Raw genomic sequence first — 15364 nt, 5'->3', positions numbered from 1 at the left:
GCCTACGCTCGCTGTCCCTGAAAGCGCTTAAGCGACGCCTGATACATCTTCGTGCGGCGGTGATCCTTGCCGTAAGTGCCTGCTGCCGCAACGGTTCCGGACTGGATGTGATCCAGATAATGGAAAATCTTCCGAGGTGACAGGAATTTGATGCCGTAGCCCAGAGCCGACATCCGATCCTGCAGCGTATAACCCGGTACCCGATCATCCATGCAGAAGTGCAGCCCCTGGGACTTCATCAACCGTGCATTCCACAGAGTGCAGAAACTCTTCAGGTGAGTCTCTCTATACGGTTTTGGCTCTTTGGTTTTCAGCCCCAATTGCGTTTTCGCCCGTCGAACATAGTGTTTGCAGAAACGCGAAGTTAGACGCCAGGTATCGCGCAACATCCCGCGATTGATTTGCTCGACACAACCGACGGCGGCGATGTCCGGCGTTTTTGTACACTCGCGCATCATCATCGAAAACACTTCCTTGTCGTAAACGAAAGTGTCGGTGTGCAGTAGAAACAGGTAGTCAGTGGCAACTTTGTCCAGCACCAGATCCAGTGCTTTGCCATGGGCAATATGTCCGGCCTCTTTACCCGGCGAAGGCCGCTCAATCAAGTTGATCCAGTCCAGAGAACGCAAGTAATCGAGACTGGCATCCGCCGAATCGTTGTCCACTACCCACACGGGAATCTGCTGTTCCGTGACGTGCTCGCGCAGAAGCTCCAGGCACATGCGGGTCAAGTCCAGGGTTTTGTAGTTGACCAGGACCAGACTGAAATTGGCCTGCGGTGGGGTGGGCAAATTAAAGGCATTCATGACAGAAGGGCTCATCTGCGATTCAAGGGCGACAGGGTTTCGTGGCCGCGATCTTAGCGAGACAACCTTAGGCGAACCTTAATTTGCAGATTGGGTAACCGGCAGAGTGTGTCGAATTGAGACCGCTGGTTTATGAAATGCATGCGGTGCTGCCAACCATTAACGGATAAAATGCGTGCCCTATCACGGTTCAAGGAAGAAACGGCAATCGCCGTTGTGTCACGGATGAAACCACTCTCCCTCTACCACCCGGCCTTGTATTGGCTGCGCGTGTGGCAAAAAAGACTGTTCCGCCAGATTGCCTGGCGCTGCTCCGGCAAACGCTACGCTCGCCGCGTCGCCACGGCCGAGCGCCTGCCATATCGCTACCTCAAACACACCTCGAAACTCATCCGCAAACTCGGCGACTCCGACCTCGCCCTGCAACACAACAAAGTCATCAACCTGAAACTCGCCGTCGCCGCGATCGACGGCGTCATCATCGCCCCCGGCGAACACTTCTCCTTCTGCCGCCTCGTCGGCCGCCCGACTTTGAAGCGCGGCTACGTTGAAGGCATGGAACTGTCTTTCGGCGAAGCTCGACGCGGGGTAGGCGGTGGAATTTGCCAACTGAGCAACCTGATCCACTGGATGGCGATTCATTCACCGCTGGTGGTGGTCGAGCGTTCCAACCACAGCTTCGACCCGTTTCCGGATGAAGGGCGGGTGCTGCCGTTTGGGTCCGGGGCGGCGATTTTCTACAACTACGTTGATCTGGTGCTGCATAACCCGACGGATCGGAGCTTTCAGCTGAAGTTGAACGTCGGCGAGACACAACTCGAAGGGGAGTTGTTGTGTGATCGGGTAAGGGAGTATCGCTATCACGTGTTTCAAGAGGCGCATCGGTTTGTGCGGGAAGGCAGCAGGGTGTTTCGCGAGAACGAGATTTGGCGAGAGGTCAGGGAAAAAGGGCAGGTTGGGGAATTGGTGGAGAGGGTGAGGTTGTATCGGAATCGGGTGGTGGTTAAGTACGACGTGGCAGATGAGTTGATCGGGTAGGGCGCGTGAAAGCACTTCGCTGACGATGGCGCCCTTTGATCAGTTTCTGAAATACAACTCATCCAGCTGGCGTCTGCGTATCGAGAGGTACTCCTCCCATATCTTGGGAAAGTCCTCATCTTTGGTTAGAGGGAAGGTCAGATAAATGTACTTTCCAACAACGCTGATGTATTGCCTCGCGCGTTTGAAGGCCGGCTGCTCGTAAGCTGCGACGCTTTCATCGTAGGCGTCGTGGTAGTGACGGATATTCACTCGGTGTGGTGCGATCATGCATCGCGAAAAATCGATCACCCAGCAGCTATCAACGGCCGTACTCAAATAACCGTAAACACCATCAGTAGAAAGAAGCAGGCATGAATTTGCCTGGGTGCCGTCGTCATCGTTGACCAGAATGATCTGATCCGCGAAGTAATGAATATTCCTGCCGTCCGGCCCTTGCAAAGACAAGCTCCAACCTTCGGCTCCCATACGGAATTCACCGTTGTTATCAAAGGTTGCTGTCCATCCATTGGCTAAAGTGATCTGATGTTTATTCATGAGGACTGGTCAAGTATTGATCGTGCGGTGGTGTGAGGTAGTCGCATTAAATACTGCTCAAAGGTGTTCGAGGTCAATTAGACAGCCTTTGAGTTTTAATCGCTTGATCTCATCATTGAATTTGTATTTTGGCAAGAGTTCGTTTTTTATGTCGTAATGCTGTCTAAGAAGGCGGAATAATTTCCCTATGGTTTTTTTGCTGTTTTCGTCAAGGCTCTCAACCAAGTCGTAATTATTGTCTGACAGAAATTCGATTTTGCTTTTAAGTGTGTAGTAAGCGCTTATGTTTGAAAGCAATCCTTCCGCATCTGAATAATCTTCTTTTAAGTGTTCTGCATAATTTTGAAATATAGTTGTCAGCAGGTGTCGTGCTGCTTTTTTGTGTTTTAAAACTCCGCACATTTCCTGCCAGTTGCTAATGAAAAGATGATCTCCCCAGTCAGAGCCGCGAGCAAAATATTTTCCATTGCCTTTAAAGAAGTCAGATGTTTCATGAAGTTCTAAAGCTGTTTCAAAAGTGGTCGTCATTGCGGCTTTTTCCAGTTGTGAGGATTTCAACGAGTCTCAATATTATTCAGGGGCAGACCACGTTAACTAGAGAAAAGAGGACAGATTTATTTTCAGTTAGTAGAAAATAAATCTGTTCTCTTTTTGTCTTCTGCCTGCTGGTGTAATACCGAACTCGAGTTGGTCAAAATAATATTATATCTACGTTGCCAATGTGTGCTGTTAATTTTTCACGGAAATCCGTTTCGCTGGTGAAGTTAGTGTTGTCAATCATGTTGAGGAACCAAGTCGCGTCTAAAGCTGTAAATATTTCAAGCCATTCTTGTCTTTTAGCCTTCGATTCAGGCATGTCGTTCGCGGCAAAGCCGTGGCCTTTGCCTTCGGATAAGTAAAAATAGTTATCTGCGAAGGAGTAGCCTATAAGCTTTGGCCAGTTTGAGCTATGCGGGAGGTTTGGCTCCATATCCTTACTAGCAATCACATAAAAAGTTCTCATTTTTTTTCGGAAGTACGTCGAGTTTGTCGAAGTTTACTTTTTGCCCATCTAGATGGAGTTGTTGTGCTCCGCCATCGCCATATTTTCTAGATTACCTTCAGAAAAAGAAAACGTGGTTTGTCCCTCGTTACGGTGCAATTACCCATATAGGAAGGGTGTCGTCGGGTGCTTGTCTTTGACATCGACGAGGCTAGTCACGAGCATTTAAGGTTGAAGGGTAAAGGTCATCCGATGGGCACTTAGGAAAGTAAAAATTTCAATCTTTATCGGTTGCGTCTCATGTGTCCTAATCTTGATATTTAAACTGACCTCGATATGTAAATTCGATGCCTCGTAATATGGAAGCTGTGGTTTTTCCTTTATAAGCACAATTGTAAATTGCAATAACAGTGTTTATTTTTTTTCAGGTGAAGTAGCGAGGTTTTTCTTTTTATTTCAGCGATGATATCGGAGTCATAAGAAAAATCCTCGATTGCTTTTTCCAAATTTTTAGTTGGCTCTACGAAATCAGCTTCAATAAAGTCGTCGTCAATAAAGCCCAGAGAAAATGCATTGCTGAACTCCGATCCTAGAGATTCTCCATCGTCAGAATAGGCAGGCGTCACTATTTCCCGAAGAGTGGATTGCTGCCAGTCGGCGTTTGCAGTCCAAATTGATACTGTTTTTTTATTACTCATCTTTTTCTCCTCAATTTTTAAGGCCGGATGGGAGAGAGTCAACTCCACCTTCTAACCTCCGACCCGCCCACTCATTGAGGTCCTGTCGGAACTCGCCGTAATCTTTCGAATTGTCAATTATTTTAAGTATTTCATTATGTGCTTTTGTGGACCCTTTGCCCCCATGATGACCAGTAGGGTTCACAAATTTCACTTCAGCAATCGCGGTCCGTAGCTCATAGATCTGCTCAGCAGAAAAGGGGACAGATTTATTTTCAGCTTGTAGAAAATAAATCTCTCCCCTTTTCTGTTTTTTTGTCATTGCAATTGTAGTTTTTCTCCTTTGAGTTGTAGATTTGATTTTCTAAATTTTCTGAACTGGATACGTGTCGCCCGTGATTGTAATTGATCTTCCATCTGATTTTATGTCTTCGATGCTGTTAATAACCACCTTAAGCTCTCTTGAGTTGGGGAATAAGAAGTAAAAAAGCTCGAAGTAAAGATAATCTTTTATAAGGCTGGCAGCCAAATTGTGATGGTCGTTTAAAATTTCATTAAAGGTTGGATAACCTATTTTTTTTAGTTCGGGAATGTCAGCGTAGCCTTGCTCAGAGTCATCAATTTTGCATTCGACAATAAATGAGTTTGCATGGTTGATGAAGTTTTCCGGGAACTCATCGTTGTTTATCGTCATTTCGTATTTTTTTGTTTCGAGAATTGATTTCTCACCGAAGCCAAGGCTCCTGTAAGTGACCGTGTTTAGATTGACTTCTGTGCCGGCTGATTTAAATATCATGGAAATTCTCCAGGTGGTATTAGCGTGATCGTACCATCCTCTTTACGAGAAAAGGGGACGGATTTATTTGAGTGGAAAAGGGGGCAAGCAGAAAAGGGGACAGATTTATTTTCAGTGTGTCGAAAATAAATTTGTCCCCTTTTGTCTGGTGCTGACCAGCAGGATTCATAAATTTTACATCGGAAATTGCAATGGGTACCTCACGCATCTAGAATATATAATGTGGAATGCCTCGACTGCTTACTAGATAACTCACGGTTGAAAGTTAAGTTCTGAGTTTGACGTATTCCTCAAAGAATGAATAGAAGTTTTCCGCTATTTTCTTAGACGGTTTGCGCTTAAATAGATCGTAGCTAATGACCTGTCCATTTTTCGTGGGGCCGCAATCAATTGCCCAGCAAACTTCGTCGTCTTTTAAATAAATGACGGCAAAATGACTAGGTAATTCGAACTCTGAACGGCAGTACATGGTGCTGTAATTTACAGTTCCGCCGTTATCTAGAGTTGCATCATTATTCTCAATTCCGCATATTTCTAAGTCTGCTGCACCACCACCGCATACACTCAAGAAGTCAACGAAATCTTCAGGCAGCTTTATGCCTAGAATGTTCTCGAGTTTTTTAATTTGCTCGGCAGTGGCGGGTCCGAGCCAAAATGTTTCTTCGTCGGAGTTATCGAGTTTCGTTATCAAGTCTTGGTATTTATGCATGGTTCTGCTTGCTCAAGGAGAAAAGGGGATAGATTCATAGTACAAATGGATGAAGTGCGGAGTGCTTTGGGTCATCTCGATCCGACCCAGTGATTTTGGTGAGGACGACGCCAAGGCGTAGAGGTTTTTAACCGGCAGCCAAATTCGTGCGTCGTTGCGGTAGAGGTCCCGGTTACGCACTCGACCCACGTAATACCAGCCTTGCGCCTCGACGGCATTGATCCATGGCCGGCGAAAACCTGCATCAGCTACAAGGACCGGAATGCAGTCTTTGGGGAGCATTTCGGCCAACGTTTGCAGCAGCCGTTTTTGATATTTCGGACAACCTTCGCGCTCATGAACGCTCTCGTAAATCGGGAACGAACGTCCTGCCAGAGGAATGGCTGCACGCAACAAAAAGAACTCTCCAGCCGCATCGATCAGTGACCAATCGACTAGGATCAACGGATGTCTCAGCGACCCCAGCAAGGCTCGCAACATGACCCAGTAAAACAGCGAACGCTCAGTTTGCAGATGCCGACTACCCAGCAACCGATCGACTCGTTTGATGGCGTGTTTGGGGTAGGCCTTGCCTGACATGAATCGACCAAGCCCCGTCAGAGTGAGCCGACGTCCTTGGAGTAATGCGCTGACACAACACATCGTCTGTTTTCAGACGACGAAAATGGACAGTGGGAAGTGCTTGGGCGAGCGCGCTGTGTAAGAATCGGATGGCCTGCATGGGATCGGGATCTTGTTTTTGTGTGGTGCAATACAAGCTGCCGACCCATGCAGGCCACTTCAATTCCTAACTTCTTGATTTACTGTAAGAAAAATCGGGGATTTCTCAGACTCCGTCCCCTTTTTCCTTTTTCCTTAATTGTTTTAATCATGATTTAAAATAAAGCATTGATGCTGCTTGCGATTTTAGTTGATTTTTTAGTTGGATAGTGCAGTTTCAGCAAGGAAGCTGAGCATGTTTTCGTACTTTGTTTTTTGCCATTTTTCAGTTTCGTGATCGAAAAAATATACCTCTGGAAGGCATTGGCTATCTTTAATTTCAAATCCATAAAAATCACCAGTTCCATTTTCGGAAAATAGTATATGGGTTCCTCTGGTTGTTGATTCGGATTTATTTATCTCTAAAATATTGAAGTTGCTGTTTTCATCCAGAGAGTAGACGATTCCGAATGCGAAATATCCGCCGCCAAATCGCTTCGCAAACTGTACGTATTCAATAGGCAGCGTTGCGTTCAGTGTATTTTGAGCGAAAATCACACTGTCTTCGCTTGCTAGGCTGTCTGGCTCCAAGCCAAACCATACTGGGTTGGCCATTTTTTTTTCGTTTACAAGTTCTTCAAATTCGGAAAAATTCATTTTTTGCGACCTTGATTGTCATAAATCCATTCTGGCAGCTTTTCATCTGCGCCTTGTTCTCTCGCACGATACCACCAGTGAAGATTTCGATCCTGCTGCCTCATTTCTAGAGTTACACCCTGATTGAACTTATTAGGGTGAAGTGCTTTGTTACCGCGATGCTCCGCTGGCAATATTTCATGGATTGCTGATCCAGGCATTTGATCCGCGTGATGAAGGTCAGGACTTCCAAGTCCTCTCGGCGGGTGGCCAAGCAGTGCTTGTTTCAGGTCATTTGTAGACCATTCACCTTCAATCCTTACTGCTGGATCATTAGGGCCATAGCCCGTAGAAGTGGGAGCGGCGGGTTCTCCTGTATCGACTTTGGCTTTCGTAACGGGATCTTCTACGGATGGAGGAATTTCGCATCCTGGTCCCCCCGGACAGTTATCCAGCCCCAACGGGTCCACCCACCCCGTAGGGTTAGGCACATACTGATAGTTGTTCAATCCACCCGCAAGCTTGATCGGGTCCGGTGTCAAAAACCGCCCGGTGCTGGGATTGTAGTAGCGGTGCCGGTTGTAATGTAATCCCGTCTCGGCATCGAAATACTGACCCTGGAAGCGCAGAGGGTTATCAATTTCGGCGATGTCCAAGGTGGCCAGGTTGCCATAGGCACGGTATTTCGCCGACCACATGATTTCGCCGCTGTAGTCGGTGAGTTCTTGAGGTGTGCCGAGGTGGTCAAGTTGGTAATAGTACGGGGTTGCCTTGAGGGGGCCCTCGCCATCGAGCATTGCCAATGGGCGGAAGCTGCCAGGCTCGTAGATGTAGGTGCGATAGCGATTCTCGGCACTTTCGGCGATCAGGCGTTCACCTTGCCAGAGAAACTCTGTGGTCTGACCATCGACGGTCTTCTCAATGCGACGACCAAAGGCGTCGTACTTGTAGCTTGCGGTGCTGCCACCGGGCAGCGAGACGCCAATCAAGCGATGCTGGCAGTCGTAGCGGTATTCGGTGACCAGTTGCTGTCCGGTACCACGGCGTTCGCGACTAAGGTTGCCGTAGGCGTCGTAGTCGTAATGCCGGTCGCCTTGCATAAGCAGGCGATTACCTTTGACGTTGGCGAGGTTCGCAGTTGGCAGATCGCTTTGGCCGAGCAAGTTGCCGGCCGGGTCATGAGCGAAGGTTTCGGGGGTGGCGCCGCGAACGCTGACCAGACGATCCAGTGGATCATAGTGGTAGCTGCGGTTTCCTTTGCGGCTGTCATCGATGCCGGCCAGGTTGCCGTTTGCATCGTAGGCGTAGCGGCGCTGGAACAGATTGCGATTCTGCTGACCTACGGTGTGCGCTTGAAGCCTTCCCTGTTCGTCGTACTGATATTGGCTGAGCAGCACGCCTTGTTGGCGCTGCTGTTCACGGCCAGCGTCGAACTGGTGCGTAGTCAGGCGCGACCCGTTGAGGTCGATGCTGCTCAGCCGACCGCCGGACAAGTGGCGGTAATCGAGTGTGCTGCCATCCGGCAGGCGGCAGTGATTGAGTTGGCCGACGCTGTCGTATTCGTAACGCGTGGTGCCCCAGCCCTGATGCTCGGTGATCAGTCGATCCTGCACATCATATTCATAAGCAAGCGGCCAATGACCATCGTCCACATTGACCAGACGGCCAAGTGCATCGTAGCTGTAGTGAATTTCCTCGCCGTCGGGCAGGGTTTTGACCAGCAGGCGACCAGAGGCATCGCGCTGATACTCGGTCACCAATTCACTGCCGTCGTCACCAAACTCGGTTTTCTTCAACAGTTTGCCGTTGAGGTCGTACTCGTAAGCGGTACGACGCCCGTCGAAACCGGTTTCCTGCTGGACCAGCCCATTTGAGTAGTAATCGAGTTGATAGTGTTCGCCGCGTTCGTTTTCGATGTCGGTAAGCAGCAGGCGTGCGTTGTCGTAGCGATAGCGCAGTTGGCTGCCGTCCGGATTGATACGACGGCTGACCAGATGGAGATTGTCGGCGTACTCATAGCGAGTGATGCGCCCCAGTTCGTCGCGTTCTGCAGTGACGCGGCCGTATGGGTTGTAGGTGAACGCACGGGTAGCGCCGCCGGGCAGGGTGATCTGTGCCAGACGGTTAGCAGCATCCCACTGGTAGTGCGAAGAAAGGGGACAAATTTATTTTCTAAAAAAAGGGCTGGTTTCTCTTGAGTGCAGCAAATGAAACTGTCTCATTTTCAGTTGAACTTTTATAATTTTTATTATTGTAATGATAAGCGGTAAATAGGCCTAAAGTTTTCGGGAGTGGTGTTTTTTACGAAAGATCTATTTTACGCCTGCGTAAATATTAAGGTTTTTTTATTTTATTCAGAGTGTGATCTAACGCTCTTTCAAGTTCAGTCCAAGTTTTCGCGCTTTCGCTGTGCGTGGGCGACTCCCAGTTTTGATCTGAAATTAGCGAGATTCTAAAGGAGCCATTTTCGCTGAATTCTGGGTACCATCCAATATCAATTATTTGTTCGAGTGGCAGTGATGCCTGTAATAGATCTTCTTTTAAATCGTCGGTAATAAGTTTGATGTCGCTTCCAACTAATGTGGAGAGATCATCGAAAGTAATTGTTCCGCCGAGCGTTATTATTTTATCAATGTTCATCGATTATTTTTTCTTCTTGGTTAGTTTTTTGAAGGCTTCTTCAGATATCGGATGTCCATGTATGGTGTTCGCACTCAATTCCACCCTCATGTACCGGGTTTCTTTTCCGTCGTTAGCACCGATAGTTTTTCCCATATCAATGACTTTCCATGGTTTTCCATTATTGACATCTTGTCCGTTTGCAAACGCGTGCCGTTCTAATGCTTCTATATCTGTGCCCGGCACATATTTCGCTGCACCTCCATTGGCAGTGGATTTTACGACAGAAGGCCAAGGAGCCTTAGGGGCCACATGTTTATTTCCATGGTTTGTCCATTGAACGTCTGGAGGAGGCGGGGATCCATCGCTAACCTTGGCTTTTTGCTCTGGAGGCTCGGCACCTTGGCCAGGAATGCACTTATCCCCACCAGGGCAAGTGTTTAGACCAAGCGGATCCACCCACCCCGTAGGGTTAGGCACGTACTGGTAGCTATTCAACCCACCCGCAAGCTTGATCGGATCCGGCGTCAAAAACCGTCCAGTTCCCGGATTGTAGTAGCGGTGGCGGTTGTAATGTAACCCCGTCTCCGCATCGAAATACTGACCCTGGAACCGCAACGGGTTATCGATTTCGTTGACGTCCAGCGCTACGAGGTTGCCGTAGGCTCGGTACTTCGCCGACCACATGATCTCGCCGCTGTAGTCGGTGAGTTCCTGCGGTGTGCCGAGGTGGTCGAGTTGGTAGTAAAACGGGGTGGCTTTACGTGGGCCTTCGCCGTCGAGCATGGCCAACGGACGGAAGCTGCCCGGTTCATAGATGTAACTGCGGTAGCGGTTCTCGGCGCTTTCAGCGATCAAGCGCTCGCCTTGCCAAAGGAATTCGGTGATGTGGCCGTCGACGGTTTTTTTGATACGTCGACCGAAGGCATCGTAATTGTAGGTTGCAGTGCTGCCACCCGGCAGGCTAACGCCGATCAAGCGGTGCTGGCAGTCGTAACGATACTCGGTGACGAGTTTCTGTCCTGTGCCACGGCGTTCGCGACTCAGGTTGCCGTACGCGTCGTACTCGTAGTGACGATCACCCTGCATCAGCAGGCGGTTGCCTTTGACGTTGGCGAGGTTGGCGGTGCCTTCATTGCTTTGGCCAAGCAAGTTGCCCGCCGGATCGTGAGCGAAGCTTTCCGGAGTAGCACCGCGCACGCTGATCAGTCGGTCGAGCGGGTCGTAGTGATAGCTGCGGTTGCCTTTGCGGCTGTCATCGATGCCCGCGAGATTGCCATTGGCGTCGTAGTTATAACGGCGCTGGAACAGGTTTTTGTCCCGTTTGCTGACGCTGTGTGCTTGCAGGCGACCTTGTTCGTCGTATTGATATTGGCTGAGCAGCAGACCTTGCTGACGCTGTTGTTCGCGACCGGCGCTGAACTGATGAGAGGTCAGGCGCGAGCCATTGAGGTCGATGTTGCTCAGTTGCCCGCCCGGTTGGTGACGGTAATCGAGTTTGCTGCCGTCAGGGAGGCGGCAGTGTTTGAGCTGACCAACGCTATCGTACTCGTAGCGCAGGGTGCCCCAACCTTGGTGTTCTTCGATGAGGCGGTCTTGCAGGTCGTATTTGTAGGCGAGCGGCCAGTGGCCGTCGTCGACGTTTACTAGGCGACCGAGGGCGTCGTAGCTGTAGTGGATTTCTTCGCCATCGGCCAGGGTTTTCACCAGCAGCCGACCAGCAGCATCGCGCTGATACTCAGTGACCAGTTCGCTGCCATCGTCGCCGAACTCGGTTTTCTTCAGCAGTTGGCCGTTGAGGTCATACTCGTAAGCCGTACGACGACCGTCGAAACCGGTTTCCTGCTGGATCAGGCCGTTGGCGTAGTAATCGAGGTGATATTGCTCGCCGCGCTCGTTTTCGATTTCAGTCAGCAGCAAACGCGAGTTGTCGTAGCGATAGCGAAGTTGGCTGCCGTCGGGATTGATGCGGCGACTGACCAGATGCAGATTTTCGGCATATTCGTACCGAGTGATGCGGCCGAGTTCATCGCGTTCAGCGGTGACATTACCGTAAGCGTTATAGGTAAACGCACGGGTTGCACCGCCCGGTAGCGTGACTTGGGCAAGACGATTGGCTGCGTCCCATTGATATTGGGTAATGGCGCCGGATTCTTCCTGGCGGGTGATCTGCCGACCCAGTGCGTCGTAGCGATATTTGCGCTGGCCGCCATCGGGCAGGCGTTCTTCCAGCAACTGGCCGAGATTGTTCCAGCCGAGTTGATGACGGCTGCCGTCCGGGTGGCGAATCTCCAGCAGACGCCCCTGGCCGTCGTAGCTGTATAGCGTGGCATTGCCGTCCGGGTCGATTTGTTGGGTGATATCGCCCTGACGGTTGCGTTGATACTTCCAACTGGCTTTGCCGCGATGCACATCGCTGACGAAACCGTTGATGTATTCATAGGTGGTGGCTTGGTCTTCCGGCGGGATGACGGCTGTCATCAAGCCGTTGTCGTCGTAGCGGTACTCGGTGACGGCGCCCAACGGATCCTTTTCCGCTATCAATTGGCCTTTGTCGTTGTAGGCCTTGAGATGCTCGGCACCGTCCGGGTCGACCTTGCTGATCAGTCGCGCCTGATCATCGTGGGTGTACACCTCTTCGCTGCCGTCGGCGTTGGTGACAGTCACGCTGCCTTTGTCATCCCAGGCGTAGTGCGCTTCCATCTGCGAGAAGTTGGCCCAGTGACAGATGCAGCGAGACAGCTTCCCCTCGTTCTCCCACTCCCAGTAGAACGCAGCGCCGCCCGCCAGTTGCCGCTCGAGAATGACGTGCTGTTCGTTGTAGCGATAGCGCTCGGCTTCGCCGGCTGCGTTCTTTGCTTCGATCAGACGATGCTGGGCGTCGTAGCTGTAGGTCACCAGCGTCTGCACTGTATTCCAGGCGTCTTCCAGATTGTCTGCGGGCAGGAACTGCTGATAGTCGACCGCAACAATGTGTTTGCGGTCGTAACGTAGAAGCAGGGCGCGACCGGCGCCGTTGTCGAGGCGTTTGATACGACCATGGATATCGCGTGTGACGTGCAGTCGATTGCCATAGCTGTCGCTGATGGCGATTAGGGTGGTGCCTTTGCTGTTGAAACGGAAGTGATAGAACGACGGACGCTTGCCGGCTTGCGCTAGAATTAGTTCCGATGGATCGTCACCGAGGAAAATGGCAGCTTTTGAAAGGCTGTTAGTGATCGCTGGACGTTGTTCACTCGGGAGCGGGAACGGCGTTGCGCGGTTTTCGTGGTCAGTCCAGATGACTTCATCGCCATTGATGTCAATGCGATGAGCCAGTGCATGGCTCCAGCCATAACCCAGACCGCAATCAATTTCCACGGCACTGGTTCTGTAGAGACGCGTCCACTCAAACGGCAGTAGCCCGTCGAGTTGACCGTCGGTCAGCGTCAACAGCTCTTCGCCGGTCACCATCGAAACCGGGCATCCGTTAGTGCAAGTCTCGGCGGCAGGTTCTGCACTTTTGTCGGCCGGCGTCTTCGCCTGCTTGGAGGCATCGTCAGCTATTTTGCCATCCGCGAGTTTCGCGTTTTTCTTCCCATCAAACCGCAACTCGGAAATGCCATTTCTCACCTTAGCCGTCACACCACGCGCCGCAACAGCAGTGTATTTCGCGACGTACTCCATAAAGCCATTGATGATCTTGAACAGCGACTTCACAAAACCGATGACGGCGTTGAGGACAAGCTCACCGTACTTCTTCAAGCGGGCGATCAGGTAGATAACGCCGGTGCCTTCAGCAGCGATGGTCAGTACTACGCCGATCACAATGTCGATGGCGATACCAACGACCATTGCCGTGGTGGTTTTCGCTATGTCGCCCGCCATCTTCATCGGCGGCAAGCCCGCCAGCCAGATCACGGCGCTGCGTACCAACAGGAACAAAGCAGCTTCGTCGCTGGCCAGCAACATGGCCTTTTTCATGATGTCCGGCGAGCTTTTGGCAACTTTGATCAGTTCATCCGCACCCGCGCCAAGATCCTTCGCGAACTTGCCCGGATCCTGCAGGATGTCGAGCACCTGATTGATGCCATCCCACACACCCTTGATGGCCTCCCAGCCACCTTCAAGAATGCCGGTACCAATCGCCATTGCAGTGCCCGAGGTGGAAAGGTTCGACCATTGCGGTTTGAAACCTGCCCACTCCTTGCGCAGAAAACCTTCCAGGTCAGCTGTCACGCCGCTGTAGGAGCTGAACAGCGCATCGATCTGCGCCGGCGTCACTTCGTTATGAACGCGAATCTTGTAGAACTTGCCGGGAATACCACCTGTCCAGGCGGCTTTGCCTTGTGCGTCGAGTTTGACCTTGCTGACTGCACCACCTTCCACGGCGACAATTTCGACTTCGATATCGCCTACCGGAATGTCGTAAACCGACTCGAATTTACTTTCGATCAGCAACGGCCCCTTGAGCGGGCACTGCGCCACGTTCGAAGTGAAATTGCCGTCGGTCATGCTCACCGCTTTGCTCGAGTCACCAACCTTGATTACTCGCTCCATGCCCAGCAGGGAAGGCATATCAGCGGCCCGACTGGCCTTGTCGGCGACGCGCGCGTACCAGGTTTTGGTTTGTTCCTGATACAGCTTCAGACTGTCCTTGAAGGTGTTCAGTTGGTTGTCAACAAAGGCAACGCGATCCATCAGCCTTGCTCCAGAATCAGGTGATTTAACAGTGCTTCTTTAAGGTTTTTCGGTGCGTCCGGACGGCGCACGAAACGGCTGACTTTCAGCTTCAGGTTGTTCTCGGGCCAAGCGGTGTAAATGTCCGGTCGGTCTTCTTCCAGCCACTGCATCAAGTTGCTGATCAGCGTCGTCGGATTTTCCTTGGCCAAGCCGTCCAGTAACGGCTTCGGCACCTCCCACCACGGCCAATCCTTCACCTTCGGCACAACCCGCGTCCCAACCTCCAGCGACTGCCCATTAATCAGATACCGCTCAAACATCGGCAGTACTTCCCCGGCCTTCTCCCCAAGCCCATGCAGAATCGGGTAGATATGCCGCCCATCCCAAAACCGGAAAAACACCTCGGTCCCATCCGGCATCTTCACCTGAGTCAGGCTGCGCAGATGCTCGAACACTTCGTTCGGCTCCGAACGCGATACCGCCAGCCAACCCCAGTCGAGGGCGTCGGTTTCAGCGATCCACGGCAGGAACGCGGAATTGGCTTTGAGCTCGGTGACGTAGGGCATCACCGGTTGCCAGGTGGAGTAGGGCGTGCCGCCCCAGATCGGCAGGAGTTGGGCGGAGGGTTCGGTGAGGTAGAGGTTTTTCAGCGCGTCGGAATCGCTTGCTGCGCTAATGACCAGATACAAACGCTCGCCAGTCTGCAACGGCTGTTGCGCCAGCCAGTCCTTGGGCGTAATTCGATCAGATGGCACAGGCACCTGCCTTGCATTTTTCGCATTCTTCGCAGAACGGCGCGTTACGTTTGAGGGTGTTGATCTGGGCCGGGGTCAGGACCTGGCCGGCCTTGTCGGCGTCGGCCTGTTTCAGGATTCCGGGTATCAGCGGGGCGGCGCCAGTGCCGCTCCCTGGGCTGCCGCCTGAGTTCATGTTGATCACCGGGCCGCTCAGGGTCACGCCGCCGGCGTCGATCTTGATGAAGCTGCCGCCGCCGATCAGGGTCAGCTCTGCGCCGGCTTCCATCACCACTTTCATGCCGCTGCTGAGATGAATTTCCTGGCCAGCGTCGATGAACTGACCGGTGCCGATTTTGATGTGTTGGTTCACGCCCACGGTGAGGTGGTCGTTGGCGCGGGCTTCGACTTTGCGGTCTTCGTAGACGGTATGGTGTTCTTCGGCTTTGAATTCGCTGTAACTGTTCTT

12 protein-coding genes and 3 pseudogenes are annotated in these 15364 nt (G+C 51.5%); 1 reads left to right on the top strand and 14 read right to left on the bottom strand.

Annotated elements, in window-relative coordinates; genetic code table 11:
- Positions 1-2: 2 nt before the first annotated feature.
- Positions 3-806 carry a glycosyltransferase gene (locus CQ009_RS23120; protein ID WP_064392909.1) on the bottom strand — a complete coding sequence of 268 codons (804 nt, stop codon included), beginning with the start codon at positions 804-806 and terminating at the stop codon, positions 3-5.
- Between the two features lie 225 nt (positions 807-1031).
- Between CQ009_RS23120 and CQ009_RS23115 the strand changes: the two genes are divergently transcribed.
- On the top strand, positions 1032-1844 hold the full coding sequence (locus CQ009_RS23115; protein WP_105708812.1) for a VanW family protein: 813 nt from the start codon (positions 1032-1034) through the stop codon (positions 1842-1844).
- Positions 1845-1883: 39 nt separating this feature from the next.
- On the opposite strand, the gene CQ009_RS23110 is transcribed toward CQ009_RS23115, so the two are convergent.
- From CQ009_RS23110 to CQ009_RS23045, 13 genes and pseudogenes are all read right to left on the bottom strand, one after another.
- A complete protein-coding gene (locus CQ009_RS23110; protein ID WP_105708811.1) occupies positions 1884-2381 on the bottom strand; it encodes a hypothetical protein in 498 nt (165 codons plus the stop codon).
- A gap of 57 nt (positions 2382-2438) precedes the next feature.
- The gene (locus tag CQ009_RS23105; protein WP_064392906.1) at positions 2439-2909 is read right to left on the bottom strand and encodes a hypothetical protein; all 471 of its coding nucleotides are present in this window, start codon (positions 2907-2909) and stop codon (positions 2439-2441) included.
- A 163-nt stretch (positions 2910-3072) separates the two neighbouring features.
- A complete protein-coding gene (locus tag CQ009_RS23100; RefSeq protein WP_105708810.1) occupies positions 3073-3384 on the bottom strand; it encodes a hypothetical protein in 312 nt (103 codons plus the stop codon).
- 359 nt (positions 3385-3743) lie between these two features.
- Positions 3744-4109: an immunity 22 family protein gene (locus tag CQ009_RS23095; RefSeq protein WP_256585477.1), complete on the bottom strand. Its 366-nt coding sequence runs from the start codon at positions 4107-4109 to the stop codon at positions 3744-3746.
- Positions 4110-4404: 295 nt separating this feature from the next.
- Positions 4405-4836, bottom strand: coding sequence for a hypothetical protein (locus tag CQ009_RS23085; protein WP_064392904.1), 432 nt, complete (start codon positions 4834-4836; stop codon positions 4405-4407).
- Between the two features lie 265 nt (positions 4837-5101).
- Positions 5102-5545, bottom strand: coding sequence for an SMI1/KNR4 family protein (locus tag CQ009_RS23080; RefSeq protein WP_064392903.1), 444 nt, complete (start codon positions 5543-5545; stop codon positions 5102-5104).
- Between the two features lie 57 nt (positions 5546-5602).
- A pseudogene (locus CQ009_RS23075) lies at positions 5603-6266 on the bottom strand (IS4 family transposase); the annotation flags it as partial.
- A gap of 197 nt (positions 6267-6463) precedes the next feature.
- Complete coding sequence (locus tag CQ009_RS23070) at positions 6464-6901, bottom strand: SMI1/KNR4 family protein (protein WP_064392902.1); 438 nt, start codon at positions 6899-6901, stop codon at positions 6464-6466.
- A 395-nt stretch (positions 6902-7296) separates the two neighbouring features.
- Positions 7297-9030, bottom strand: a pseudogene (locus tag CQ009_RS23065) (RHS repeat-associated core domain-containing protein); the annotation flags it as partial.
- Positions 9031-9214: 184 nt separating this feature from the next.
- Positions 9215-9520, bottom strand: coding sequence for a hypothetical protein (locus tag CQ009_RS23060; RefSeq protein ID WP_034152547.1), 306 nt, complete (start codon positions 9518-9520; stop codon positions 9215-9217).
- A gap of 3 nt (positions 9521-9523) precedes the next feature.
- Complete coding sequence (locus CQ009_RS23055) at positions 9524-14179, bottom strand: RHS repeat-associated core domain-containing protein (protein WP_105708809.1); 4656 nt, start codon at positions 14177-14179, stop codon at positions 9524-9526.
- On the bottom strand, positions 14179-14916 hold the full coding sequence (locus CQ009_RS23050; RefSeq protein WP_064392900.1) for a DUF4123 domain-containing protein: 738 nt from the start codon (positions 14914-14916) through the stop codon (positions 14179-14181). The genes CQ009_RS23055 and CQ009_RS23050 overlap by 1 nt, the downstream gene beginning before the upstream one ends.
- A pseudogene (locus tag CQ009_RS23045) lies at positions 14906-15364 on the bottom strand (type VI secretion system tip protein VgrG); the annotation flags it as partial. The gene CQ009_RS23050 and the pseudogene CQ009_RS23045, both read right to left, overlap by 11 nt.

The sequence above is a fragment of the Pseudomonas sp. MYb2 genome, from assembly GCF_002979955.1.
Lineage (GTDB): Bacteria > Pseudomonadota > Gammaproteobacteria > Pseudomonadales > Pseudomonadaceae > Aquipseudomonas.
This window is presented reverse-complemented; position numbering and strand designations above follow the sequence as displayed.